The sequence below is a fragment of the Mesorhizobium sp. M1409 genome (genome assembly GCF_040317535.1).
GTDB lineage: Bacteria > Pseudomonadota > Alphaproteobacteria > Rhizobiales > Rhizobiaceae > Mesorhizobium.
In genome coordinates this window covers 58,987-81,111 of the sequence record NZ_JAMYKV010000026.1, presented here as the reverse complement: position 1 = coordinate 81,111, position 22,125 = coordinate 58,987, and the positions used below count along the sequence as shown (strand labels likewise).

General features: G+C 63.1%; 26 protein-coding genes. 15 read left to right on the top strand and 11 right to left on the bottom strand.

The window, feature by feature from the left end:
* Positions 1-21: 21 nt before the first annotated feature.
* Positions 22-375 (top strand): SnoaL-like domain-containing protein, encoded by a 354-nt coding sequence (locus tag NKG99_RS20260; protein WP_352870392.1) that lies wholly within the window; start codon positions 22-24, stop codon positions 373-375.
* A gap of 104 nt (positions 376-479) precedes the next feature.
* Here the strand turns inward: NKG99_RS20260 and NKG99_RS20255 are convergent, their stop codons facing one another.
* On the bottom strand, positions 480-596 hold the full coding sequence (locus NKG99_RS20255) for an SRPBCC domain-containing protein (protein ID WP_352870411.1): 117 nt from the start codon (positions 594-596) through the stop codon (positions 480-482).
* Between the two features lie 74 nt (positions 597-670).
* Here NKG99_RS20255 and NKG99_RS20250 point away from each other — a divergent pair, with 74 nt between their 5' ends.
* Positions 671-1,024 carry an ArsC family reductase gene (locus NKG99_RS20250; RefSeq protein ID WP_352870391.1) on the top strand — a complete coding sequence of 118 codons (354 nt, stop codon included), beginning with the start codon at positions 671-673 and terminating at the stop codon, positions 1,022-1,024.
* Positions 1,025-1,278: 254 nt separating this feature from the next.
* Here the strand turns inward: NKG99_RS20250 and NKG99_RS20245 are convergent, their stop codons facing one another.
* The 3 genes from NKG99_RS20245 to NKG99_RS20235 are packed head-to-tail and all read right to left on the bottom strand — an operon-like array spanning position 1,279 to position 3,899.
* Complete coding sequence (locus NKG99_RS20245) at positions 1,279-1,635, bottom strand: DUF488 domain-containing protein (RefSeq protein ID WP_352870390.1); 357 nt, start codon at positions 1,633-1,635, stop codon at positions 1,279-1,281.
* 18 nt (positions 1,636-1,653) lie between these two features.
* Positions 1,654-2,910, bottom strand: coding sequence for an aminopeptidase (locus NKG99_RS20240; RefSeq protein ID WP_352870389.1), 1,257 nt, complete (start codon positions 2,908-2,910; stop codon positions 1,654-1,656).
* A complete protein-coding gene (locus NKG99_RS20235) occupies positions 2,907-3,899 on the bottom strand; it encodes a LysR substrate-binding domain-containing protein (protein WP_352870388.1) in 993 nt (330 codons plus the stop codon). Before NKG99_RS20235 ends, NKG99_RS20240 begins: the two co-directional genes overlap by 4 nt.
* A 97-nt stretch (positions 3,900-3,996) precedes the next feature.
* Between NKG99_RS20235 and NKG99_RS20230 the strand changes: the two genes are divergently transcribed.
* The 3 genes from NKG99_RS20230 to sbmA all read left to right on the top strand — a co-directional run bounded on the left by NKG99_RS20230 (position 3,997) and on the right by sbmA (position 7,111).
* The gene (locus tag NKG99_RS20230; protein WP_352870387.1) at positions 3,997-4,203 is read left to right on the top strand and encodes a hypothetical protein; all 207 of its coding nucleotides are present in this window, start codon (positions 3,997-3,999) and stop codon (positions 4,201-4,203) included.
* Positions 4,204-4,576: 373 nt separating this feature from the next.
* Positions 4,577-5,737, top strand: coding sequence for a YbfB/YjiJ family MFS transporter (locus tag NKG99_RS20225; protein WP_352870386.1), 1,161 nt, complete (start codon positions 4,577-4,579; stop codon positions 5,735-5,737).
* Between the two features lie 114 nt (positions 5,738-5,851).
* Positions 5,852-7,111: a peptide antibiotic transporter SbmA gene (sbmA, locus tag NKG99_RS20220; RefSeq protein ID WP_352870385.1), complete on the top strand. Its 1,260-nt coding sequence runs from the start codon at positions 5,852-5,854 to the stop codon at positions 7,109-7,111.
* A 33-nt stretch (positions 7,112-7,144) separates the two neighbouring features.
* Here the strand turns inward: sbmA and NKG99_RS20215 are convergent, their stop codons facing one another.
* Positions 7,145-8,152 (bottom strand): polysaccharide deacetylase family protein, encoded by a 1,008-nt coding sequence (locus tag NKG99_RS20215; RefSeq protein ID WP_352870410.1) that lies wholly within the window; start codon positions 8,150-8,152, stop codon positions 7,145-7,147.
* Positions 8,153-8,382: 230 nt separating this feature from the next.
* Here NKG99_RS20215 and NKG99_RS20210 point away from each other — a divergent pair, with 230 nt between their 5' ends.
* The gene (locus NKG99_RS20210; protein ID WP_023759057.1) at positions 8,383-9,048 is read left to right on the top strand and encodes a tetratricopeptide repeat protein; all 666 of its coding nucleotides are present in this window, start codon (positions 8,383-8,385) and stop codon (positions 9,046-9,048) included.
* On the top strand, positions 9,045-10,478 hold the full coding sequence (der, locus tag NKG99_RS20205; RefSeq protein WP_352870384.1) for a ribosome biogenesis GTPase Der: 1,434 nt from the start codon (positions 9,045-9,047) through the stop codon (positions 10,476-10,478). The genes NKG99_RS20210 and der overlap by 4 nt, the downstream gene beginning before the upstream one ends.
* Before the next feature lie 27 nt (positions 10,479-10,505).
* On the opposite strand, the gene NKG99_RS20200 is transcribed toward der, so the two are convergent.
* Positions 10,506-11,429, bottom strand: coding sequence for a LysR substrate-binding domain-containing protein (locus tag NKG99_RS20200; protein WP_352870383.1), 924 nt, complete (start codon positions 11,427-11,429; stop codon positions 10,506-10,508).
* A gap of 119 nt (positions 11,430-11,548) precedes the next feature.
* On the opposite strand from NKG99_RS20200, the gene NKG99_RS20195 reads away from it, so the two are divergent.
* From NKG99_RS20195 to NKG99_RS20165, 7 genes are all read left to right on the top strand, one after another.
* Positions 11,549-12,847 (top strand): MFS transporter, encoded by a 1,299-nt coding sequence (locus tag NKG99_RS20195; RefSeq protein ID WP_352870382.1) that lies wholly within the window; start codon positions 11,549-11,551, stop codon positions 12,845-12,847.
* Positions 12,848-12,991: 144 nt separating this feature from the next.
* Positions 12,992-14,173 (top strand): cell wall hydrolase, encoded by a 1,182-nt coding sequence (locus NKG99_RS20190; RefSeq protein WP_352870381.1) that lies wholly within the window; start codon positions 12,992-12,994, stop codon positions 14,171-14,173.
* Between the two features lie 254 nt (positions 14,174-14,427).
* Positions 14,428-14,835 carry an AtpZ/AtpI family protein gene (locus tag NKG99_RS20185; protein WP_352870380.1) on the top strand — a complete coding sequence of 136 codons (408 nt, stop codon included), beginning with the start codon at positions 14,428-14,430 and terminating at the stop codon, positions 14,833-14,835.
* A gap of 59 nt (positions 14,836-14,894) precedes the next feature.
* Complete coding sequence (locus NKG99_RS20180) at positions 14,895-15,653, top strand: F0F1 ATP synthase subunit A (RefSeq protein WP_352870379.1); 759 nt, start codon at positions 14,895-14,897, stop codon at positions 15,651-15,653.
* A gap of 85 nt (positions 15,654-15,738) precedes the next feature.
* Positions 15,739-15,963: a F0F1 ATP synthase subunit C gene (locus NKG99_RS20175; protein WP_006206606.1), complete on the top strand. Its 225-nt coding sequence runs from the start codon at positions 15,739-15,741 to the stop codon at positions 15,961-15,963.
* A 78-nt stretch (positions 15,964-16,041) separates the two neighbouring features.
* Complete coding sequence (locus NKG99_RS20170) at positions 16,042-16,623, top strand: F0F1 ATP synthase subunit B (RefSeq protein ID WP_352870378.1); 582 nt, start codon at positions 16,042-16,044, stop codon at positions 16,621-16,623.
* Between the two features lie 10 nt (positions 16,624-16,633).
* Positions 16,634-17,125 carry a F0F1 ATP synthase subunit B gene (locus NKG99_RS20165; protein ID WP_352870377.1) on the top strand — a complete coding sequence of 164 codons (492 nt, stop codon included), beginning with the start codon at positions 16,634-16,636 and terminating at the stop codon, positions 17,123-17,125.
* Between the two features lie 266 nt (positions 17,126-17,391).
* On the opposite strand, the gene rnhB is transcribed toward NKG99_RS20165, so the two are convergent.
* A complete protein-coding gene (gene rnhB / locus NKG99_RS20160) occupies positions 17,392-18,087 on the bottom strand; it encodes a ribonuclease HII (protein ID WP_352870376.1) in 696 nt (231 codons plus the stop codon).
* A 151-nt stretch (positions 18,088-18,238) separates the two neighbouring features.
* Entirely contained in the window at positions 18,239-19,393 is a 1,155-nt protein-coding gene (locus NKG99_RS20155) for a PA0069 family radical SAM protein (protein ID WP_352870409.1), read from the bottom strand.
* Positions 19,394-19,542: 149 nt separating this feature from the next.
* Between NKG99_RS20155 and NKG99_RS20150 the strand changes: the two genes are divergently transcribed.
* Positions 19,543-20,061, top strand: a complete 519-nt coding sequence (locus NKG99_RS20150; protein ID WP_352870375.1) for a glycosyltransferase — start codon at positions 19,543-19,545, stop codon at positions 20,059-20,061.
* 373 nt (positions 20,062-20,434) lie between these two features.
* Here the strand turns inward: NKG99_RS20150 and moaB are convergent, their stop codons facing one another.
* From moaB to NKG99_RS20135, 3 genes are read right to left on the bottom strand one after another with little or no spacing between them, the layout of a single operon-like run.
* Positions 20,435-20,989: a molybdenum cofactor biosynthesis protein B gene (gene moaB / locus NKG99_RS20145; RefSeq protein WP_352870374.1), complete on the bottom strand. Its 555-nt coding sequence runs from the start codon at positions 20,987-20,989 to the stop codon at positions 20,435-20,437.
* On the bottom strand, positions 20,976-21,875 hold the full coding sequence (locus NKG99_RS20140; RefSeq protein WP_352870408.1) for a 4-(cytidine 5'-diphospho)-2-C-methyl-D-erythritol kinase: 900 nt from the start codon (positions 21,873-21,875) through the stop codon (positions 20,976-20,978). Before NKG99_RS20140 ends, moaB begins: the two co-directional genes overlap by 14 nt.
* A 26-nt stretch (positions 21,876-21,901) precedes the next feature.
* On the bottom strand, positions 21,902-22,087 hold the full coding sequence (locus tag NKG99_RS20135) for a hypothetical protein (protein ID WP_292185499.1): 186 nt from the start codon (positions 22,085-22,087) through the stop codon (positions 21,902-21,904).
* Positions 22,088-22,125: the final 38 nt, after the last annotated feature.

Below are 22,125 nucleotides of genomic sequence, written 5' to 3'. Positions count from 1 at the left end.
CGTCTAAACGGAGGAACACAAATGACCATTGCAGAAATTGCCAAGGACTTCACCGAGCTGCTAAAGCAGGGGAACAACGAAGCTGCGGCCGAGAAATACAATGCCGATGACATTGTCAGCCTCGAAGCCATGGAGGGGCCGATGGCCGTCTCTCGTGGCAAGGAGGCTCTCAAACAGAAGGGCCAATGGTGGCAGGAGAACAACGAAGTGCATGGCGGCTCGGTCGAGGGGCCCTATGTCAACGGCGACCAATTCGCGGTGCGCTTCAAGTTCGACATAACGCCCAAGGCTACCGGCGAGCGTGTCACCATGGATGAGGTTGGCCTGTACACGGTCAAGAATGGCAAGATTACCGAAGAGCGCTTCTACTACTGAGGCCGGAACGGCGTTGGGGAGCCTGCTCTCTTCGTAGCTGGGTAGAGATAAGCGTGGCGGCCAAGACGATGTCTTGGCCGCCATGTGAGAGGTTCAGATCGTCTTCACATACGCCAAACCAGCCGCTCGTTCGGCACGATTTCGAGAAAGCAGCAATGGCGGTCATTGACCTCATTGCCGTCCCGCGACTGCATGCGCGTCCGGAACAGCCCGCCGGGCACGGATGCGGCCGCTGGCAAAGTGCGGTGGGCGCCCTTAGTCTGCGATCAGATTCGAAGTCCGAAGGGCCACTGTTTTGACCATCACCATCTACGGCATCACCACCTGCGACACGGTCAAGAAGGCGCGCGTCTGGCTGGAGGCCCGTGACCTTGCCTACCGGTTCCACGATTTCAGGGCAGAGGGGCTGGACGCCAAGCGCCTCGACGGCTGGGTTGGCAAGGTCGGCTGGGAAAAGCTGTTCAACAAGGCGAGCACCACGTTTCGCGAACTGGCGGACAAGGACAAGCAAGGGCTGGATGAAAAGAAGGCCAAGGCGCTGATGCTGGCCAAGCCGACCATGATCAAGCGGCCGGTGCTGGAGACAGGTGATCGGATTCTGGTGGGGTTCAAGCCGGATGTTTATGAGCAGGCGGTAGGTGAGAAGTAGAGCCAGCGGAACGGCGAACTGCCGATCTCCCCCCTTGCGGGGGAGATGGCCGGCAGGCCAGAGGGGGGTGTGAAGGATCGCCATCTGTTGACGAAATTGTTCCGACACGAACCGGTCGAAGCATGAGGATGCGAGTGGTTGAAAGGTCGGCGGGACAGCACCCCCTCTGCCCTGCCGGGCATCTCCCCCGCAAGGGGGAGATCGGATGTCGCCTCGGCTTTCGCCAATCGCCGCTGTTGTAGGACGTAAGCGCTTCAGCCTGTCCCGCGCAAATAGCCCGCCAGCGCCGCCGCGTTGTTGTGGGCTTCGTCATGTGCGCCATAGAGCAGCGTCACCTTGCCGTGGCGGAGCAGGCCGCGCAATTTGTCCACCGCAGCTTCATTCCCGTCCAACTCAACCCGGTACTGCTCCTGAAACTCAGCCCAGCGCTCCGCCTCATGGCCGAACCATTTGCGCAAGTCGTCGCTCGGCGCGATCTCCTTCAGCCACAGCGTCAGCGCGGCATCCTCCTTGCTGACACCGCGCGGCCAGATGCGGTCGACCAGAACCCGCTGCCCATCGTCGAGCGCGGGTGGCTCGTAGATCCGCTTGACCGCCAGATCGAAGGCCATCGGACCCTCCGTAAACGGTCAGGCCCACTCGCCCTTGCGCATCACAGGCACGCGGGCGCCGTCCTTGTGGACGCCGTCGATGTCGATCCTGTCCGAACCGATCATCCAGTCGATGTGGATGAAACTCTTGTTGCCGCCGCGCTGAGAGATCTCGTCCTGGCTGAGTGAGGCGCCGTCGACGAAGCACTTCGAATAGCACTGGCCGAGCGCGATGTGGCAGGCGGCGTTTTCGTCGAACAGCGTGTTGAAGAATAACAGCCCGCTCGCCGAAATCGGCGAGGAATGCGGCACCAGCGCCACCTCGCCGAGGCGGCGTGCGCCCTCGTCGGTGTCGAGCACCTTCTTCAGCACGTCCTCGCCCTTTGATGCCTTGGCCTCGACGATCCTGCCCTCTTCGAAACGCACCGAGATCTCGTCGATCATCGTGCCCTGGTAGGACAGCGGCTTGGTCGAGGAGACATGACCCTCGACCCGCCTCGCATGCGGCGTGGTGAAGACCTCTTCGGTCGGGATGTTGGGGTTGCAGGTGACGCCGTTCTTGGCGGTCGAAGCGCCGCCCATCCATTCATGGCCGTCCGCCAGCCCGACGGTCAGATCGGTGCCCAGCCCGGTGAAGTGCAACGCATGGAAATTGTGGCCGTTGAGCCATTCCGTGCGGTCACGAAGTGCCGCATTGTGCGCCTTCCAGTTGCCGATCGGATCCTCGACGTCCACCCGCGATGCGGCGAAAATGGCGTCGGCGAGCTTTGCGACCGCAACATCGTCGGCGTCGCCGGGGAAAACCTGCCTGGCCCAGGCGAGGTCCGGATAGGCGACGATGTTCCAGTTGATGTCGAAGCCGGTGATCTTTTCCAGCGCCGGCTGGTAAGCCATCGAATTCGCCTTGTTGGCGCGCGCCACTTTCGCCGGGTCTTGTGCCGACAACAGCGACGGATCCTCGCCGCGCACGGCAAGTCTGGCCGCATTGTTGGAAAAGGCCTTCGCCATGCCTTCGTAGAGCCAGCCGGCGGCGCGGTCGAAGCTTGCATCGGCGCCGAAGCGGTAACGCGCCAACGTCATCTCGTCGTCGTTGAAGATCGGCGTCACAAGGCCGGCGCCGGCCTTGTAGGCGTGCTCGACGATCCGTCTGGTCAGCGGCAGTGCCGCGATCGACGATGTCACCACCAGGTCCTGTCCCGGCTGCAATTGCAGCCCGACCTTGATGGCGACTTCCGCCAGCCTGTCGAGCTTCACCGGGTCGATCGATGCGGAAACGCCGCGCGAATGTGTGGTCATGATCCTGCCTGTCGTAGTTTGATGTCCGACTCATCATAGAGCGGCGCCACGGTCGTTTCCACCGCGATCGCGCCGGCGGGTGCAGTGGTTGCCGACCCGAACTGCGCCATGGTCGCCTCGATCTCTTCCCTGATCCAGATCTTGAAATCCCGAACCTTGCGGCTTTCGGCCCTCGCGGACGAGGTCACCAGCCAATAGCCGAGGCCGCTCTGGGCGCGGATTCCGAACGGCGCCACCAGTCGCCCATCGGCGAGCGCATCGGCGGCGAGCAACTGCCAGCCCAGCATCACGCCATGGCCGGCAATCGCCGATTCCAGGCACAGCATCGGGTCGGTGAAACGCGCGCCCTTCAGGAAGGTGACCGGCGGGACACCGGCCGTCTCGAACCAGCTATCCCAACTGATCATCGCCCGCTCGTCGGTGATCGCGCAGGTCTGGGCAAGGTCCTCGATCGACTTCAGTCTTTTGGCGATCGCCGGCGCGCAGACCGGGAAGACTTCCTGCGCCAAGAGCAGTTCCGTCCGCCCGCCCGGCCACTTGCCGTCGCCAAGCCGGATGGCGATGTCGATGTCGGAATGATCGAGATCGGCCAGCCGCACCGAAGCGTCGATGCGCAAAAGCACGTTGGGATGCCGGGCGAAGTGACGCGACAGTCGCGGCAGCAGCCATTTTGACGCAAAGGCCGGCGCCACCGAAACCACCAAGGTGCATTGCGTCGCCTCGTCGGCCAGCGCCACGGCCTGGGCAAGCTCGCGAAATCCTGCACCAAGGCGGGCCGCGAAGACGGCGCCGAATTCGGTCAGCACGAGACCGCTCGCCGTTCGTTCGAACAGCGCCTGGCCGAGCTGCTTCTCGGTGCGGCTTATCTGCTGGCTGACGGCGCTGACGGACACGTTGAGTTCACCGGCGGCAGCCGCCAGGGATCCGAGACGGGCAACGGTTTCGACGGCGCGAAGGCCGTTGAGATGAACGCGGTTGAGCATGGTCATTTGAGATTTTCTAAACCGGTCCGGCCGAAATCTCAATTGAAAGACCCGTCGAAACGGCAGATTTTATGCAAGGAAAGACAGACCCGCGGAGCCAGAAATGCTAAGGATCTTGTCGTCGTCGCTGAAGGGGTTTTTCGCTGCAGGTTCCGGATATGAGCCCAGCCGGGAGAGCGAGGCGCAGAGATGGCTGACCGATCCGCTTTCGCATCCCGTGCTGAACACCATGTCGGAGCGTCAACTTGGCGACGTGCCGTTCAGGCTGACGGCGCGGCGAACAGTGCATGAGACGGCAGGCTGCCGGTAAACCGCGGACGCGGCAACCAGGGAGAGAGGCGATATTGTCGACGCCAGCGCCGCCCCTCATCCGCCTGCCGGCACCTTCTCCCCGTATAGTGACGGGGAGAAGGGGATGACCGCAATCTCGGCGCTCTCCTTTCCAGCGTTGAGATTGGAGAAATCGCCGATGACAGCGTCCTTCTCCCCGTCACTATACGGGGAGAAGTGCCCGGCAGGGCGATGAGGGGCGGCGCTGGCGTTGAGATCTTCGCGACGAGACACGAACGGACGAAGCAACGATAGAATACGCGCGATCCGCCAGTGGCCAGTCGCCACTGGGCTAGGCTGGCCCAACACAAATCTGATTGTTTCGGCGCCAGCCAATTCTATTGTGCAGTGCAATGACATCAGCCACGTCAACAGCGCTGCGTTTCACCTTCGCCGGCATGATTGCCATGGCGGTTGCCATGGGTATCGGCCGCTTCGTCTACACGCCGATCCTGCCCGGCATGATGCAGGAACTGCATCTGTCGCCGGCCGATGCCGGATGGATCGCCTCCGCCAACTATCTCGGTTATCTCATTGGCGCGTTGGCCGCGGCGGGCGGCTGGGCGCATGGACGCGAGCGCCTGCTGATGCTGGTGGGGCTCGGCGCCAGTGCGGTCCTGGCCGCGCTGATGGGGCTGACCGATGCGATGGCCGCCTTTCTCGTTGTCCGCTTTCTGGCCGGCCTGGCCAGCGCCTTCGTCATGGTGTTCATGGCCAGCATCGTTTTCAGCCATATCGCGGCTGCCGGTCGAGGCGACCTGCAGGCGTTGCATTTCGGCGGCGTCGGCCTCGGCATCGCAATCTCCGCGGCGATGATGGCGGTGCTGGTCACCGAACATGCCGGCTGGGCGGCGGGCTGGCTGTGGTCGGCGGCAATCTCGGCTTGCGGGTTCGTACTCGTGGCGTTGATGGTCGACGAGGGTCCGCTCACCAATGGCGAAGTCGCCCGCGAGCCGGCACTGCGGATGGACCGGTCGCTGGTCAAGGTCATCATTGCCTACGGCCTGTTCGGCTTCGGCTACGTGGTGACGGCGACGTTCCTGGTCGCCATCGTTCGGCAAGGCGGCGGCAGCCGGGTCTTCGAGACCATGGTGTGGATGGTCGCCGGCCTTGCCGGCTTTCCCTCGACCTGGCTCTGGCAGAAGATCGCCGCTCGGACCGGCCTCTATGCCGCCTATGCGCTGGCATGCATCATCGAAGTTGTCGGCGTCACCGCCAGCGTCGCCATCGGCGGACGTACCGGGCCGTTGCTCGGCGGCGTGCTGCTCGGCGGCACCTTCATAGCCATCACCGCATTTGGCCTGCAGGCCGCCAGACAGCTTGCACCGCAGGCGCCGCGGCGGATCTTTGCCCTGATGACGGCTGCGTTCGGCGTAGGCCAGATCATCGGCCCGATCGCCGCCGGGCTGCTGGCGCAAATGTCCGGCGATTTCTTCCTCGCCTCGATCGCCGCCGCCATCATGCTGGTCGTCTCCGGCGGCCTCACATGGTCGGCTGCGCCAAAATCGCCATGATTGTGGGGTTGCTCGGTGCGGGCATCGGGCACGGGCATTTTCTTTCCAGCTAATGTGTGACTTTATGCCCGCCGTAGTCAGCTGATTTGCGCCTAGATCGAGGAATTCCCCACAGTGTTCGTATCCTTTTTCCCGCAGCCGAAGCTTTTTTTCTCTTCGGCCGCCGTCTGGAGCCTTGCGGCGATCCTGTTCTGGTTTTTCGGTGGTGAACAATTGGGCGCGGTTTTCGGATTGCCGCCCGCCATGGCCGGCGCGCCGCCCATTATCGGCATCGCCATTCTCATGTCGCCGCCGTTTCTATGGTTTTATCTCTATTTCGCGTTCTGCGTGGCCGTCTTCTATGCGTTCTGGAGCTGGTATTCGCCGCATCCATGGCAACGCTGGTCGATCCTGATGACCTCAGTCATCCTGTTCTTCATCTATTTCAATGTGCAGGTCAGTGTCGCCGTCAACGCCTGGTACGGGCCATTCTTCGACTATGTGCAGGGACTGATGTCGGGGACCGGAAAGTCGACCAACGCCGAATTTTATATCGGATTGGCAGATTTTTCGTGGCTCGCGTTGATCGGCATGAACGTGCAGGTGGTCAATGCCTTCATCGTCAGCCACTGGATCTTCCGCTGGCGCACGGCGATGAATGATTATTTTGTCGAGAACTGGGGCAGGCTTCGACATATCGAGGGTGCTTCGCAGCGTATCCAGGAAGACACGATGCGGTTCTCGCAGATCATGGAGGATCTCGGCTCCAGCTTCGTCCAGTCGATCATGACCCTGATCGCATTCCTGCCGGTCATGATCCAGTTGCAGGCCCATATCACCGAGTTGCCGATTATCGGCGCGATCCCGCAGCCATTGGTGGTCGCGGCCCTTGCCTGGTGTCTGTTCGGAACGATCTCGGTCATGATTGCCGGCATGAAGCTTCCAGGACTGCAGTTCCGCAACCAGCGCGTCGAGGCCGCCTATCGCAAGGAACTCGTCTACGGCGAGGATCACGCGGACAGGGCCCAGCCAGCCACCACTGCCGAGCTGTTCGCGAACGTTCGTCACAATTATTTCAGGCTCTATTTCCACTACATCTATTTCAACGTCGTCCGTTACACCTACCTGCAGGCCGACAACATTTTCTCGCTGCTGATCCTGGGTCCGTCGCTGGTTGCACACAAGATAACGTTCGGCGCGCTGAACCAGATTTCGAATGCATTCGGTAAAGTGACCGGGTCGCTGCAGTTTCTGCTCACCTCCTGGTCGACAATCGTTGAGCTGCAATCGGTCCACAAACGCCTGCGCGCCTTCGAGGCGACCCTGCTCGGCGAGCCGCTGCCGGACATCGACCAGCGCTATCTGGCAAAACAGGGCGTTGAAGATCCGGCCTAAAGGCCAGGTTGGAAATCGAACCGGGTTGGCGGCTCAGCCGCCCACCGAGCCCTGCTTCTGGGCAGCATCTTGGCGCGATACATAGTCGCGAAAGCTGATGCATTCGACATCGGCCTTGACGCAGACCTCGCCGGCAAAGCGCTCCAGCGCGTTCCAGTAGGCGCCGTCATTCATCGGCGTGAAGTGGAAGCCGAGCTCAAGCGGAATGCGCTTATCCGCATACTGCTTGTCGAAGGCGGCGCGGAAGGCATCATAGGTGCGGTTCGCGAATTCGTCCGCCTTGCCTGGCCGCTCGAAGCCGCCGGAATGCCTGACATAGAGGTTGTAATCCATGGCGATCACCGGCCGTGACTTCGGTCCCTCCGGAATCTGCGGCAGCGAAAACTGCATGATGCCGTTGCCGGCCATCGGCCGGGCCGGCCCCTGCGAGACGCCGCTGGCGTCGAACTGATAGCCGGCCGCCGGCAGAGCCTCGTAGAGGGCCTTGTTCGCCGACAGATACGGCGCGCGAAAACCGGCCACCGCATGCCGCGCGAAATCGCGCCAGCCCTCGGGTTCGGGCGCAATTCCGTTGATCGCATAGGCGTTCTCGAGAATGTGCTCGAACGAACTGAACTCTTTCAGCCAGTCGGCCTTGCTCCAGTCCTTGCCGTCGAAATGGCCGCAGCCATGGCTGGCGATATCGTGGCCTTCATGCGCGGCAAGGCCGATCTGTTCGAGCCGCTCGGTGACTTCCTGCTTCGAGGCGGCAAAGCCGATATTGGATTTGCCGGCGCTTTTGCCGGGTGCGTCGTATTGCTTGCGTGTTTCCGGCGACAGCAGGAAGACGCAGGAGAGAAAATAGGTGAAGTGCGCGCCGGTGCGCTGCGCCAGTGCCCGGCTACGCTTCCACTGCGAAATGTCGCGGGCGCTGTCGAACGAGATGATGACGGCCTGCTTGGGCTTTGCCGGTATTGGTGGCGCGGGCGGATCGGCCAAAGCCCCGCCGGCAGTGGCGAGCGAGGCGAGGGAAAACGCAACAGCGCGAAACGGACGAAGCATAGGCAATCGGATCTGCACTCTTCTGATCTGCATTCTGGGGGACGTCTGGAAGCCGGCTATCCCCGAAATGTGGCGTGGGTGCGATTGGCCTTTTCGGCTGCTTGCCCGGGGCAAACATCCGTTTGCCCTAGGGAATAGGCGATTTTCCGGTTGAACCCCTTCCATGCCGACAAAATTTCGCTAAAACGCGGGCTGACAAAGGCCCGACCGGGCAGGAATGGTTTTGATCGATGTCCGACGACAGTTTTATCCGTGAAGTCAACGACGAGATGCGTCGCGACCAGGCGCATGCGCTGTGGGACCGTTTTGGTCCCGCGTTGCTTGTCCTCGCGATCCTCGTGGTGCTCGGTACCGCCGCTTTCGTCGGTTATCGCTATTGGGACGAGACGCGCGCCAACCGCTCCGGCGATGCGTTCTCGCAGGCGCTGAAGCTTGCCAATGACGGCAAGAACGACGAAGCGCTGACCGCGCTCGATCAATTGGAGAAGGATGGCTACGGCGCCTATCCGTTGCTCGCGCGCATGCGCGGCGCAACCGTCAAGGCCGACAAGGGCGACGTCGCCGCCGCCGTCAAGGATTTCGACGATGTCGCCGCCGACACCGCCATTCCCCAGGGCATTCGCGACATGGCGCGCCTCAGGGCAGCACTCCTGCTTGTCGACCATGGCTCCTTCGCCGACGTCTCCAGCCGTGTCGAAGCGCTCACATCCGACACCAACACGCTGCGCCATACGGCGCGCGAGGCACTCGGCCTTTCCGCCTGGAAGGAAGGCAAGACCCAGGACGCGCTAAAGCTGTTCGACCAGATCGCCGCCGATGACGGCGCGCCGCGCAACACCCGCGAGCGTGCAACGTTGATGTCCGAACTGATCCGCGGGTCGGGCAGTGCGTCGTGACCTTCAAAGTCGCCATCATCGGCAGACCTAACGTCGGCAAATCGACTCTTTTCAATCGGCTGGTGGGAAGGAAGCTGGCGCTTGTCGACGACACGCCTGGCGTCACCCGCGACCGTCGCGTCCATGCCGCCAAGCTCTACGATCTGCATTTCGACGTCATCGACACCGCCGGCTTCGAGGATGCGGGCGCCTCGACCTTGCCCGGCCGCATGCGCGCGCAGACCGAGATCGCCATCCGCGAGGCGGACCTCATCTTCTTCACCATCGACGCCAAGTCTGGCCTGTTGCCCGACGACAGGACCTTCGCCGAGATCGTGCGCAAGTCCGGCAAGCCTGTGGTGCTGGTCGCCAACAAAGCCGAGGCGAAGGGTGCCCAGGGCGGCATGCTGGAGGCCTGGGAACTCGGCCTTGGCGAGCCGATCCCGGTTTCGGCGGAACATGGCCAGGGCATGCCCGATTTGCGCGACGCCGTGATCGGCGCGCTCGGCGAAGCGCGTGCCTTTGGCGAAAATGAAGATGGCGAAGACGAAGAAGTCGCTGCCGGCGAGGTTCTGATCGGCGAGGATATCGCCGATCCTGATGCCGAGCACACCTATGACGACACCAAGCCGATGCGCATCGCCGTCGTCGGTCGTCCCAATGCCGGCAAGTCGACATTGATCAACGCGCTGATCGGCGAAGAGCGGCTGCTCACCGGACCGGAAGCCGGTATCACCCGTGATTCCATCTCCGTCGACTGGGATTGGCATGGCCGCCGGCTGAAACTGTTCGATACGGCCGGCATGCGCCGCAAGGCCAGGATCCACGAAAAGCTGGAAGTGATGTCGGTGCAGGACGGCCTGCGCGCCATCCGCTTTGCCGAGATCGTCATCATCGTACTCGATGCCACCATTCCCTTCGAGAAGCAGGATCTGCAGATCGCCGACCTGATCATCAGGGAAGGCCGGGCACCCGTGATCGCCTTCAACAAATGGGACCTGATCGACCATCCCCAGGAGCTTCTGGCCGAACTGCGCGAGAAGACGGAGCGGCTTCTTCCCCAGGCGCGCGGCCTCCAGGCCGTACCCGTCTCGGCCGAGACCGGGCGCGGCCTAGACAAGCTGATGGATGCCGTCATCAGGACGCACAAGGTGTGGAACAGCCGCGTCTCGACCGGTAAGCTCAACCGCTGGCTGGAAGGCATCCTGGCGCATCATCCGCCGCCCGCCGTGGCCGGGCGCCGGCTGAAGGTAAAATACATCACCCAGGCCAAGACCCGGCCACCGGGTTTCGTCGTCCAGTGCTCGCGGCCGGATGCGATGCCGCAATCCTATGTCCGCTATCTCTCCAACAGCCTGCGGAAAGCCTTCGATATGCCCGGCGTGCCGATCCGCATTGCGCTGCGCACCTCCGACAATCCATTCGCCGGCAGGTCCAAGAAACGCAGCTGATTATCGGCGCCCCTTGGCGCGCCATGATCACGCCACGTTGCGCAGGTCGCTGTCGCCGGCCCGCGCATTTTCGGGCAGTGCTTGCCGCGCCGCATCCAGCAATATATCGGCGAGGCGGGCCGCCACTGGCTCGGCTTCGGCGTCCTTGCGATGCAGGAACAACGCCATCTTGGGCAGCGCCGGCAATCCGGCGATCTCCGGCGTCATGGCGCTGACGCTGGCCGGCAGGCCGATGTCGGTGCGGATCGTCAACCCCAGCCCCGCCGCAACTGCTGCCCAGATGCCGCCAAGGCTCGGGCTGGAAAACGCCATCCGCCACGACAGGCCGGCGCGGTCGAGCGTTTCGGTTGCAACCCTGCGCAAAAGGCATGGCGCTTCCAGCGCCACCAGCGGCAGTGGCTCACTGTGGCGCAGGCTGGCCTCGATGCGCTTTGCCGGACCGATCCAGCGCATCTGCACATCGGCGACGTGTTCGCTGTAGGGCAGCGTCTCGCCGCTGTGCCACGCGAGCGCGATGTCGAGACTGCCTGACACGATCCTTTCGGCAAGGTCGTGGCTGCGCGCGATCCTGGCTTCGATCTTGACCTTGGGATGGGCGCGGGCGAAACGGCCGAGCACGTCGGGCAGCACCGCCTCGCCGAAATCCTCTTGCAGGCCGAGCCGTACCCAGCCTTCCAACTCCACGTCATGGATGGCGGATGCCGCCTCGTCATTGAGCTCGATCAGCCGGCGCGCATAGCCGAGCATCGTCTCGCCGGCCTCGGTCAAGGCGAGGCCGCGCCCCGACTTGCGGAAGATCGGCGTCGCCGCCTGTTCTTCCAGTTTCTTCAATTGCGCACTGACCGCCGACGTAGACCGACCAAGCCGGTCAGCCGCCTTGGCGAAGCTGCCCAGCTCCATGCCGGTGACGAAGCTGCGGAGAACGTCGAGATCGAAGGTCACGCGTCGCATATTATAATCCCGATTTTCAGGATAGTTGTTTTAAAACTTCCTGATTTTCAGGATCAAATTACGACGCTAGAGATAGACCGTCAAGGCTCAGGCCGCTGGCCAAGCACGGGAATGAAATCATGTCCGCCATCGTCGATTGCACCGACCGACAGCCGCCGGAACTCTTGAAAGACACGGCTTCCAGCTCCGCCGAGAGAGCATTCAAGCCCAACCATCGCTGGAAGGTTCTGGGCATCGGCGTTGCCGCCAATGCCAGCTTCTCCGCCACTTTCTCCGGCATACCGGCAACGGCGGTCGTGCTTCGCCAGGGGTATCATTTGGCCAATGCCGAGCTCGGCCTTGCACTCGGCCTTCTCGGGCTGGGGGTCGCGCTTAGCGAACTGCCCTGGGGCCTGCTCACCGACCGCTGGGGCGATCGCCGCGTGCTTCTGGTCGGGCTTGGGGCCACGGCTGCGTGGCTCCTGGTCATGGCGATGCTGGTTGTGCCGACAAGGACTGGTGTTCCCGACGTCATGCTCTTGTCCGCGAGCCTGCTCTTCACCGGACTGCTCGGCGGCAGCGTCAACGGTTCGAGCGGCCGCGCCATCATGGGCTGGTTCCGGGAAAACGAGCGCGGCTTTGCCATGAGCATCAGGCAGACGGCGGTGCCGCTCGGCGGCGGCCTTGGCGCGCTCGTCCTGCCCTCGCTAGCCCTGGCTTTCGGCTTTGCCGCGGTGTTCGGCGTCCTGGCGGCTGCATCGGCTCTCTCTGCCCTGTTCGCCTGGCGTTGGCTGCACGAGCCGCCGACGGCGCGCGAGGGCCATCTCGTTTCGGCGGCTGCGGCCGGACCGACGCCGCTGCGCAATCCGGACGTCTGGCGTATCGCCACCGCCATCGGCCTGCTCTGCTTTCCGCAAGTGGCCGTGCTCACCTTCGCCTCCGTGTTCCTGCACGACTTCGTTGGGCTGGGAACGGCAGCGATCAGCGCGAGCCTCGCCGCCGTGCAGGTCGGCGCCATGGTCATGCGCATCTGGAGCGGCCGCTTCACCGACCGCCACGGCAACCGCCGCCAGTTTCTTCGCTTATGCAGTGCGCTGAGCGCACTTGCCTTCGCCGTGCTTTGGCTGCTGGTCTTGGCCAGTTCCGCCATACCAGGCGGACATTTCCTGCTCATGGCGATCCTTCCCGCTGTGCTTATTGTCGCAGGAGTCTCGGTCTCCGCCTGGCACGGCGTCGCCTATACCGAGCTTGCCACGCTTGCCGGTGCCGGCCATGTCGGAACCGCGCTCAGCCTTGCCAACAGCTTGGTTTTCGTCGGCTTCTTCCTGGTTCCGGTGGCCATTCCGGGGCTCTTGCACCTCTGGTCATGGTCCGGCGTCTGGCTATCGGCCGCCATCTGCGCGCTGATCGCCTGGCCGATCTTCCTGCGGCCAGCCTGAATGGCCCGCCGCAAAACCGCCCGACTTCCAAACCACGACCTCGAGCCGATCGGGAAAACCCGATCGAACCTGTTAACGTCCCATCAAGGTTAATGCATCATTTTGCTCTCCAGTGGGGTCTGTAGCGTTCCTGGAGAGAGTTCCGTGCATCGACGTGTGTTGAAGCGGCTTGTTGCCGCCGCCGGTGAGAGACGTGGCTTTCTGGCTCCGTTCGTCGTCGGCCTCGGCATCTGGATCGGCTTTCCGACCGTCGCCGCCTATCAGGACATGACGAGCCTCGTTTCCGGCCTCGAAGCATCGAGCACCCGCTGGAATTCCTATGTCGAGAAATCCGTCGCCGGCTCGACCCATGCGGCCGAGATGCCCTTTGTCGATTCCGATGTCACCGGCTCCATCTCCGGATCGGGTGTCCACCTGGCCGGCGTCGGCAGCGTGTCCTTTCGCGGCAAGGGCGGCAAGGTCAGCGCGACGCCCGACGAGGATCGCGTCGTGCGCGCCGAGAAGAAGGGCCGCATCGTCCAGTTGTCTCCCGTGGCACCGCCGAAGAACTTCAATGCCGGCTCGATCTTCGAGCGCACCTCCTCTTTGCTGCGGCCCAGCGTGGATAGCGGCCTGAAGATGGCTTTCGCCAAGCCGCGGATCAAAGGCAAGGAAATCCAGATAGCCGCCGCATTCCATGCGCGCGAGGACAAGAAGCCGGATCCCGGCGTGCCTGCCATGCTGGCGGCGCTGGTCAACAATGACCGTCCGGATGTGCTGGCGACAGCCTATGCGCAGTCCGAGCCCGACTATGCCCAGGCATCGCCCTTCGAAGCCCTGCTTCAGGACGAGCAGCCCAATGATGGCCGCTTCATTCCGCCGATGGTCAAGGGCGATCATTCGTGGATCCAGAACCCGCTGCCCGCCAGTGTCTTCTCCGAACCGGAACAGGCATGCCTCGCAAAGGGCGTCTATTTCGAAGCGAGGAGCGAATCCGTACGTGGTCAGGCCGCCGTCGCTCAGGTCATCCTCAATCGCGTCCGCAACCCGACCTATCCGAATTCGATCTGCGGCGTCGTCTACCAGAACGACAGCTGGTTCAACCGTTGCCAGTTCTCCTTCGCCTGCGACGGCAGGAAGAAACGCATCGACAGTCCTGCCGCCTACAAGACCGCCCAGGATATCGCCATGGCCGTCACCGCCGGCAAGATCTTCATCCCGGAAGTCGGATCGTCGACCCACTACTACGCCCAATATGTCCATCCGGGCTGGGCGCGCACGATGCAGAAGATGACCAAGATCGGTCTGCATATCTTCTATCGTACCTATGGCGGCGGCTGGAGCTGAGCGCGCAACAGTCGCTGATCCTTGACGCGACGCGCAGTCGATCGAAGAGCCATTGCCCGGGGGATTCGCGCCATGCATCCCCGTCATCGTGGCGGGCACGATGTCGCACCTTTCTAATCCATTGATTTTGCTGCCTAAAATACATGGCAATGAACTTCCGCCCGTGGCTTGACGGGCGCAAACCCTCTAACTATGTTGCCGGCGACTTTAGAAGCGGACGGACGGTGACGGTCTGACCGGGCAGGGGGGTTGCGATGGCCGACAAGAATGGGCCAGACGGAACCGGGGAAACCGGCCGCGGCAAGCAGCATGAACCCGGCATCCGCGACGACGATCTTGAGCGCCGCCGGCGCAACCTTGAAGCATCGCTCGCGACAAGGCGGCCGGACCGGCTCGAGGGGAAAGACGACGCGAAAGCGGGCAGTATGGCCGGTTATGGCCAGGCGCTCAAACTCTCTAGCGAGTTTATCGCCGGGGTGGTGGTGGGTGCCGGCATCGGCTGGATCATCGACCGTCTGGCGGGGACATCGCCTTGGGGTCTGATCGTGTTTCTGCTGCTTGGTTTTGGCGCCGGAGTGCTCAATGTGATGCGTTCCGCGGGCGTTGTGGCAGAATTCGGACAGGGCGATAAATCGCGCCGTGACCAAGACGACAAGAAATGACCGCGCTTCATGTGCGGTAATGGTAACGAGGCCGTACGCGGCATTGACGGGGTTTGAACGTGGCAGCTGACAAGGTCGATCCGATCCACCAGTTCCATATCAACAAGCTGATTCCGATCGAGATCGGCGGCTACGATCTGTCTTTCACCAATTCGGCATTGTTCATGGTCGCGACCGTTGTTGTCGCGGCCGCGTTTCTATTTCTCACGACGTCGAGCCGCAGCCTGGTTCCGGGTCGCCTTCAGTCGGTCTCCGAGATGGCCTACGAATTCGTCGGCAACATGTTGCGCGATGCCGCCGGCACGCAAGGCATGAAGTTCTTCCCTCTTGTGTTTTCGCTGTTCATGTTCGTGCTGGTCGCCAACCTGCTTGGCCTGTTCCCGTATTTCTTCACCGTCACCAGCCACATCATCGTCACTTTCGGTCTGGCCATCCTGGTGATTGCGACCGTGGTCGTCTACGGCTTCATGAAGCATGGTTTTGGCTTCCTCAAGCTGTTCGTGCCGCATGGCGTGCCGGTGTTCCTGCTGCCGCTGGTGGTGCTGATCGAGGTGATCTCGTTCGTGTCGCGTCCCGTCAGCCTCTCGGTTCGTCTGTTCGCCAACATGCTCGCCGGCCATATCACGCTGAAGGTGTTCTCCGGGTTCGTCGTCAGCCTGAGCGCGCTCGGCGCGGTCGGGGTCGCCGGCTCGATCCTGCCGCTGGCAATGGCGGTGGCGCTGACGGCGCTGGAACTGCTGGTCGCCTTCCTGCAGGCCTACGTCTTCGCCGTGTTGACCTGCATGTATCTCAACGACGCCCTGCACCCGGGGCACTGAGCAAAAGTTTCCGGCCCAAGAGTTTTCCAACATTGGCGCCGGATGATAGAGCAACGGAATTTTTAGATCCAAAGGAGTTGAACAAATGGACGCAGAAGCAGCAAAGTACATCGGCGCCGGCATCGCTTGCCTGGGCATGGGTGGCGCGGGCATTGGCCTCGGCAACATCTTCGGCAGCTACCTCGCGGGCGCGTTGCGCAACCCGTCGGCTGCCGATGGCCAGTTCGGCCGTCTGATTTTCGGCTTCGCCGTGACCGAAGCGCTGGGCATCTTCTCGCTTCTGATCGCGCTTCTGGCCCTGTTCGGCTGAGTCCCTCTTTGGCTAAGCCATGAGAAGATTGGACAGGCCGGCCGCGCAAGCGGCGGGCCTGAATTTCGGGGATAGTCCATGTTCGTGACATCTGCCTTCGCGCAAGAGTCCGCGCCTGCCGCAACGGAAGGCGAGACGCATTCCGGCACCAGCGTGCCTGCCGAAGCGCACGGCACCTTTCCGCCATTCGATCCTGCGACGTTTCCGTCGCAGCTTCTGTGGCTGGCGATCACTTTCGGGCTGTTTTACCTCTTCCTGAAGCGGGTGGTGATGCCGCGCGTCGGGGGCATCATCGATGTCCGCAACGACCGCATCAGCCAGGATCTCGACCAGGCAGCCAAGTTGAAGGGCGAGGCCGACGCCGCCGTTGCTGCCTACGAGCAGGAACTGGCGGAAGCCAAGACCAAGGCCAACGCGATCGGCCAGCAGGCCAACGATGCGGCCAAGGCCGAGGCCGAGACCGCGCGCAAGAAGGTCGAGGCCGCGCTCGACGCGAAGCTTGGCGAGGCCGAGGCCCGCATTTCTTCCATCAAGGCCAATGCCATGAAGGAAGTCGGCAGCATCGCCGAGGATACCGCTTCGGCGATCGTCGAGGCCCTGGTCGGCGGCAAGGCCAGCAAGGCCGAGATCGCGGCCGCGGTCAAATCCGTGGCCAGGTGAGGAGCGCATCATGGACTACACCTCTCTAGCAACGCTCTGGGCCACGGTAGCTCTGGTTATCTTCCTTGGCGTTGCAGTCTACATCAGGGTACCTGGCCTGATCGCCAAGGCGCTCGACGCCCGCGCGGACAGGATCAGCAACGAGCTGGACGAAGCGCGCCGGCTGCGCGAGGAGGCCCAGCAGCTGCTGGGCCAGTACCAGCGCAAGCGCAAGGAAGCCGAGCAGGAGGCCGCCGCCATCGTCGCCGCCGCCAAGCGCGAAGCCGACATGCTTGCAGCCGAGGCGCACAAGAAGACCGAGGACTATGTCGTCAGGCGCACCGCGCTTGCCGAACAGAAGATCGGCCAGGCCGAGCGTGACGCCATCAGCGAAGTCCGCGCCAGCGCCGTCGATATCGCCGTCGAGGCCGCACGCACACTGCTTGCCGGCAAGATCGACGCCAAGGCCGGTGCCGAGCTGTTCAAGGCTTCGCTCGCGGACGTGAAGTCGAAGCTGAACTAGACGGTCCGTCCAGCCAATCATCGAAAGCCGCCCGGGAAACCTGGCGGCTTTTTGTTGTGGATAACCAGATTGGCGAGGCGGCCGAGCGCGTAATCTCCCTCCTTGAGGGGGGAGATGGCCGGCAGGCCAGAGGGGGTCGCCGCGCGTGAAGCGCTGACCTCATCTATGCTGAAAAATGGCGTCGTGCCCAGTCGAGCCGACCCCCTCTGTCGCCTTCGGCGACATCTCCCCCTCGAGGGGGGAGATCAGTTGCCATCGCCGTCGGCTCAATCCAGGCCGGCGAGGCTCTCTTCCTCAATTACTTCCACCCCGCCCAATCTGAACGGCGCAAACGACACGCGGTGCAGCCGCGCTACCGGGCCATGCTCCTCGATCGCCGTGCGATGGCGGACCGTGGCATAGCCCATATGAACCTCGAACCCATAGCGGTCGTGATGGTTGCCGCAACCGCACATCATGCGGTCACGCATCACCTTGGCGACGATCGAAGCGGCGGCGATCGATTGCGAACGCTGGTCGCCCTTGATCAGCGCGCGCCCAGCGCAAGGCAGGCCCGGCGGTACGTCGCGCCCGTCGGCGAGCGCGAGCTTCGGCTGAACCGACAGGCCAACCAGGGCGCGGCGCATCGCCTCCAGGCTTGCCTTGAGGATATTGCTGCCGTCGATGCCCTCGGCGCTGATCGAGGCCATTGAGACCGCCTGCGCGGAGCCGAGAATTCGCAGGAACAGGGCCTCGCGCTGCAAATGGCTGAGACGCTTGGAATCGTCGAGGCCGTCGGGAATGTTGGCGGGATCGAGCACCACCGCCGCCGCGACCACCGGCCCGGCCAAGGGACCGCGCCCGGCCTCGTCCATGCCCGCAACCGGCCACAGACCTTCGGCCATCGCCTTCGTCTCGAAGGAGAAGTCGGGCTTCTCGATGATCTCAAAGAGAGGCGGAGAATCAGAACGCGTGCGAGCCATGTTGCGGCTAGGTTCGCATCGGCTCCGATTCTCCGCAAGTCGCTCCGGGTCGGGTGGGGCGCCGGACCGGGAGGGCACCGTCTGCAAGCCGGGGCAGGCCGGACGGGATTCCTGTGCTGCGGCGGATCGACCACCGCAGCGGATTGCACTTTCAAAGCAGCGTCAGCTGTACCTGGTCCTTTCCCGCGGGAACGAACTGGTCGGTCCGCAGCGTGCGCCGTTCGACATTGAGGCCGAGCCGTTTGGCTGTGATCTCGAAGCGCCGGCCGATCTGCCAGGCATAGGGACCGGCGCCCTTCATGCGCTTGCCCCATTCCGAATCGTAGTCCTTGCCGTCGCGCATCGAGCGGATCAACGACATCACGTGACGGTAGCGGTCAGGATAGTGGCGCAGCAGCCAGTCCTTGAAGATTGGGCTGACCTCCAGCGGCAGGCGCAGTAGGACATAACCCGCCTCGCGCGCGCCGGCGGCACGTGCCGAATCGAGAATCCGTTCCATCTCCGGGTCGGTCAGGCCGGGGATGATCGGTGCCACCATGACCGAAGCCGGAATGCCGGCATCCGAAAGCTGCCGGATCGCCTCCAGCCGCTTGGTTGGCGTCGATGCCCGCGGCTCCATCGTTCTGGCCAGCATCCGGTCCAATGTCGTCACCGACAGCGCCACCTTGGCCAGCCCCCGTTCGGCCATGCGCGACAGGATATCGATGTCACGCGTCACCAAAGCGGATTTGGTGACGATGCCGACCGGATGGCCACGCGCTTCCAGCACTTCGAGGATCTCGCGCATGATCCGGTATTGCTTCTCGATCGGCTGGTAGGGGTCGGTGTTGGTGCCGATGGCGATGGTGCGCGGTTGGTAGCCGTCCTTCGACAGTTCCTTGTCGAGCAAGCGCGCCGCATCTGGCTTGGCAAACAGCTTCGATTCGAAATCGAGGCCCGGTGACAAGCCCATGAACGAGTGCGTCGGCCGGGCAAAGCAATAGACACAGCCGTGCTCGCAACCGCGATACGGGTTGATCGAACGGTCGAAGGAAATGTCGGGCGATTCGTTGCGGGTGATGATGGTGCGTGGCTTTTCGACCTGCACTTCGGTCTTGAAAGGCGGCAGTTCCTCCAGCGAATTCCAGCCATCGTCGAACACATGCCGGCTGACCGGCTCGAACCGGCCCGACGGATTGATGCCCGCCGACCTGCCGCGGTTGCGGTCCGGACGGACACGCATGCCACTCTGCTCGATCATCGCATTGGCCATCTCGGCCCGTCCAGCTCCGAAAGCCGCGATGTCGGCGCGCACGATCTGTTCCATCTTCGCCCGCTCCCAGGGACTGTCGGTGTTGTGTCGAATCGCTCTGTTCATGAAATTATTCCTATTTCGTCGATGAGAACAAAGCAAGAACTTTTTATGCTTCGCTGGATAACTGGCGCCGTGCCGCGCTTTCCGCTATTCGGCTAACGATGCTCAGTGTTCTCATCGAAACGTGCAATGACGAGGAAGGCCTTACCCGCACGCTCGCCTCGCTGATTGGCGGCGCGGTCGAGGGCGTGGTGCGTGACGTCATCGTCTGTGACACGGGCTCAACCGACCAGACGCACCGTGTGGCCGAGCATGCCGGTTGTCAGTACGTGACGGGCGGCATCGCGGTGGGGATTCGGCAAGCCAAGGGGGACTGGTTGCTGCTCCTGGAGCCGGGCGCACGATTGATGGAGGGCTGGATCGACGCGGTCGTCGACCATACGGCCAGGCAAACCACGGCGGCACGGTTTTCGCGGGCGCGGGGCAGCCGTACGCCGTTCCTGGCTCGCGTCTTTTCCCCAAACCGCGCCTTGGCCGATGGATTGCTGATCAGCAAGCGTCAGGCCGCGGCCAAGAGTGCCGTCAGCGCCGAGGCCATCGCCCGCGGCCTGGCGACAAAGCGGCTCGACGCCGAGATCTGGGTGGCGCCGGCGAAACAGGAACGTCGCCCCCCGAGGTGATTTTTTGCAGCTCAGATAGTCGGCCGTCCTCAGCCCGAATTGGTATTTTTGCAATCGCGCCTCGTCCTTGACCGAGACGATCAGTCTGCCGTCCGGATCGGCAACGGCGCGCGAACCATGTCTGACACAGAACGAGCATTGGCAGGCGCGAACTTCGATTTGCGACGCATCGAGCTCGGTTGAAAATGCAAGGCGTATGTTGCCGCAATGGCATCCGCCGGTATGCGTGGTCATCATATGCGCCTTGTCGTGATGGCGATGATCGCCTTCAGGCAAGGTACTTTCCGAAATCCGGTTTGGAATGGTGTTTCGAAGGCACCGGCGCTGTTCTGCCTGGCAAACGCGGCGTGGAACCGACGCTTCGCCTCGGCTTCTACGGAGCCGATTTGCCGCGTCGCAAATGCTCGTCCAGGCGCGGCATGATCTCGACGAAGTTGCACGGCATGTGCCGGTAGTCGAGCTGCGCCTTCAGGATGCCGTCCCAGGCGTCCTTGCAGGCACCGGGTGAGCCCGGCAGCACGAAGACGAAAGTGGCGTTGACGACGCCCCCGGTCGCCCGGCTCTGGATCGTCGAGGTGCCGATCTTGTCGTAGGAGATGCGGTGGAACACTTCCGAAAAGCCGTCCATGCGCTTTTCGAAGATCGGCTCCAGCGCTTCCGGCGTCACGTCGCGGCCGGTGAAGCCGGTGCCGCCGGTGGTGATCACGACATCGATATCCTTGTCCCGCGACCACGCCAGAACCTTGTCGCGGATTTTTTCGCGGTCGTCGGTAACGATGTCGCGGGCAGCCAGGGTATGACCGGCCTCGGTGATGCGGTCGGCCAGCGTCTGGCCGGATTTGTCGTCGGCAAGGCTGCGCGTGTCGGAAACGGTCAGCACCGCGATGCGCACGGGAATGAAGGAACGGCTCTCGTCAATTCTGGCCACCGGCTCCCTCCGATGCGATGCTGCGCGTCGCCGCGACGAACCAGTCGGGCTGGCGGCCGCGGATCTCGGCGGCGGCGCGTTTGGCGACATTGCCTGTTTCAAACAGGCCGAAGCATGTGGCGCCCGACCCGGACATGCGTGAAAAACCCGATCCAGCTTTGTTAAGCCAGGAAAGCGCCCTGCCGATGGCGGGCTGCATCGCCAGCGCTGCCGGCTCGAGATCGTTGCGGGTGATCTCCAGCCAGTTGCGCAGGCTATGAAAATCGATGCTGCGTGGCAGCGGCGGCAAGGCTTCGTTGTCGCGACGAGAAAGTGCCGCGAACACATCGGCCGTCGACATCGGCGTGCCTGGATTGACCAGCACCAGTCCCAGCGCCGAAAAATCCGGCACCATCGACAGCTCGTCACCGATGCCGCCCGCGACCAGCGGCTTTGCCGCCAGGCACATCGGCACATCGGCGCCAAGCGAGAGGCCGATCCGCGCCAACTCGGTGCCATCGATATCCAGTGCCCATATCTCTGCCAGCCCGCGCAGCACGGCTGCCGCGTCACTCGAGCCACCGCCGACGCCGGAGGCAACCGGCAGGTTCTTTTCAAGCCGGATGGCGACCGGTGGGGTTCTCTCCAGCCCGGCTTCTCGTCTCAGGGTATCGCGCGCCCTAAGCACAAGATTGCTGGCGTCGACAGGAACGGCCGGCGCGTAGCGGCCGGACACCGTAAAATCATCGCTGTCGGCGAGCGCGAGTTCGACCCTGTCGCCAAAACGCGTGAACACCGCCAGGGTCTCGATCAGATGATAGCCATCGGGGCGCCTGCCGGTGACATGCAGCGCCAGATTGATCTTGGCATGCGCATGCCAGGTGCGTGAACCGGTGTCGGTGTCCACCGCGTCAGTCACATGTGAAATGGTGCTTAGTCCTTGGCCAGCCGGTATTCGCCGGTCTTCGGATCCTTGACCAGCGTGCCCATCGTGCCGTTGGCCGCCTGCTTTTCGGTGCGCCGTACCTTGGCGGTCACGCGCTCGGCTTCGCGGATGAAGGTGCGATAGCCGAAATAGGCGGCGACGCCAACCACGGTGAAGAAAATGATCTGCGGCATACCAAAACTCCTCCCACGCTGGGCCGGCGAAGGCGGCC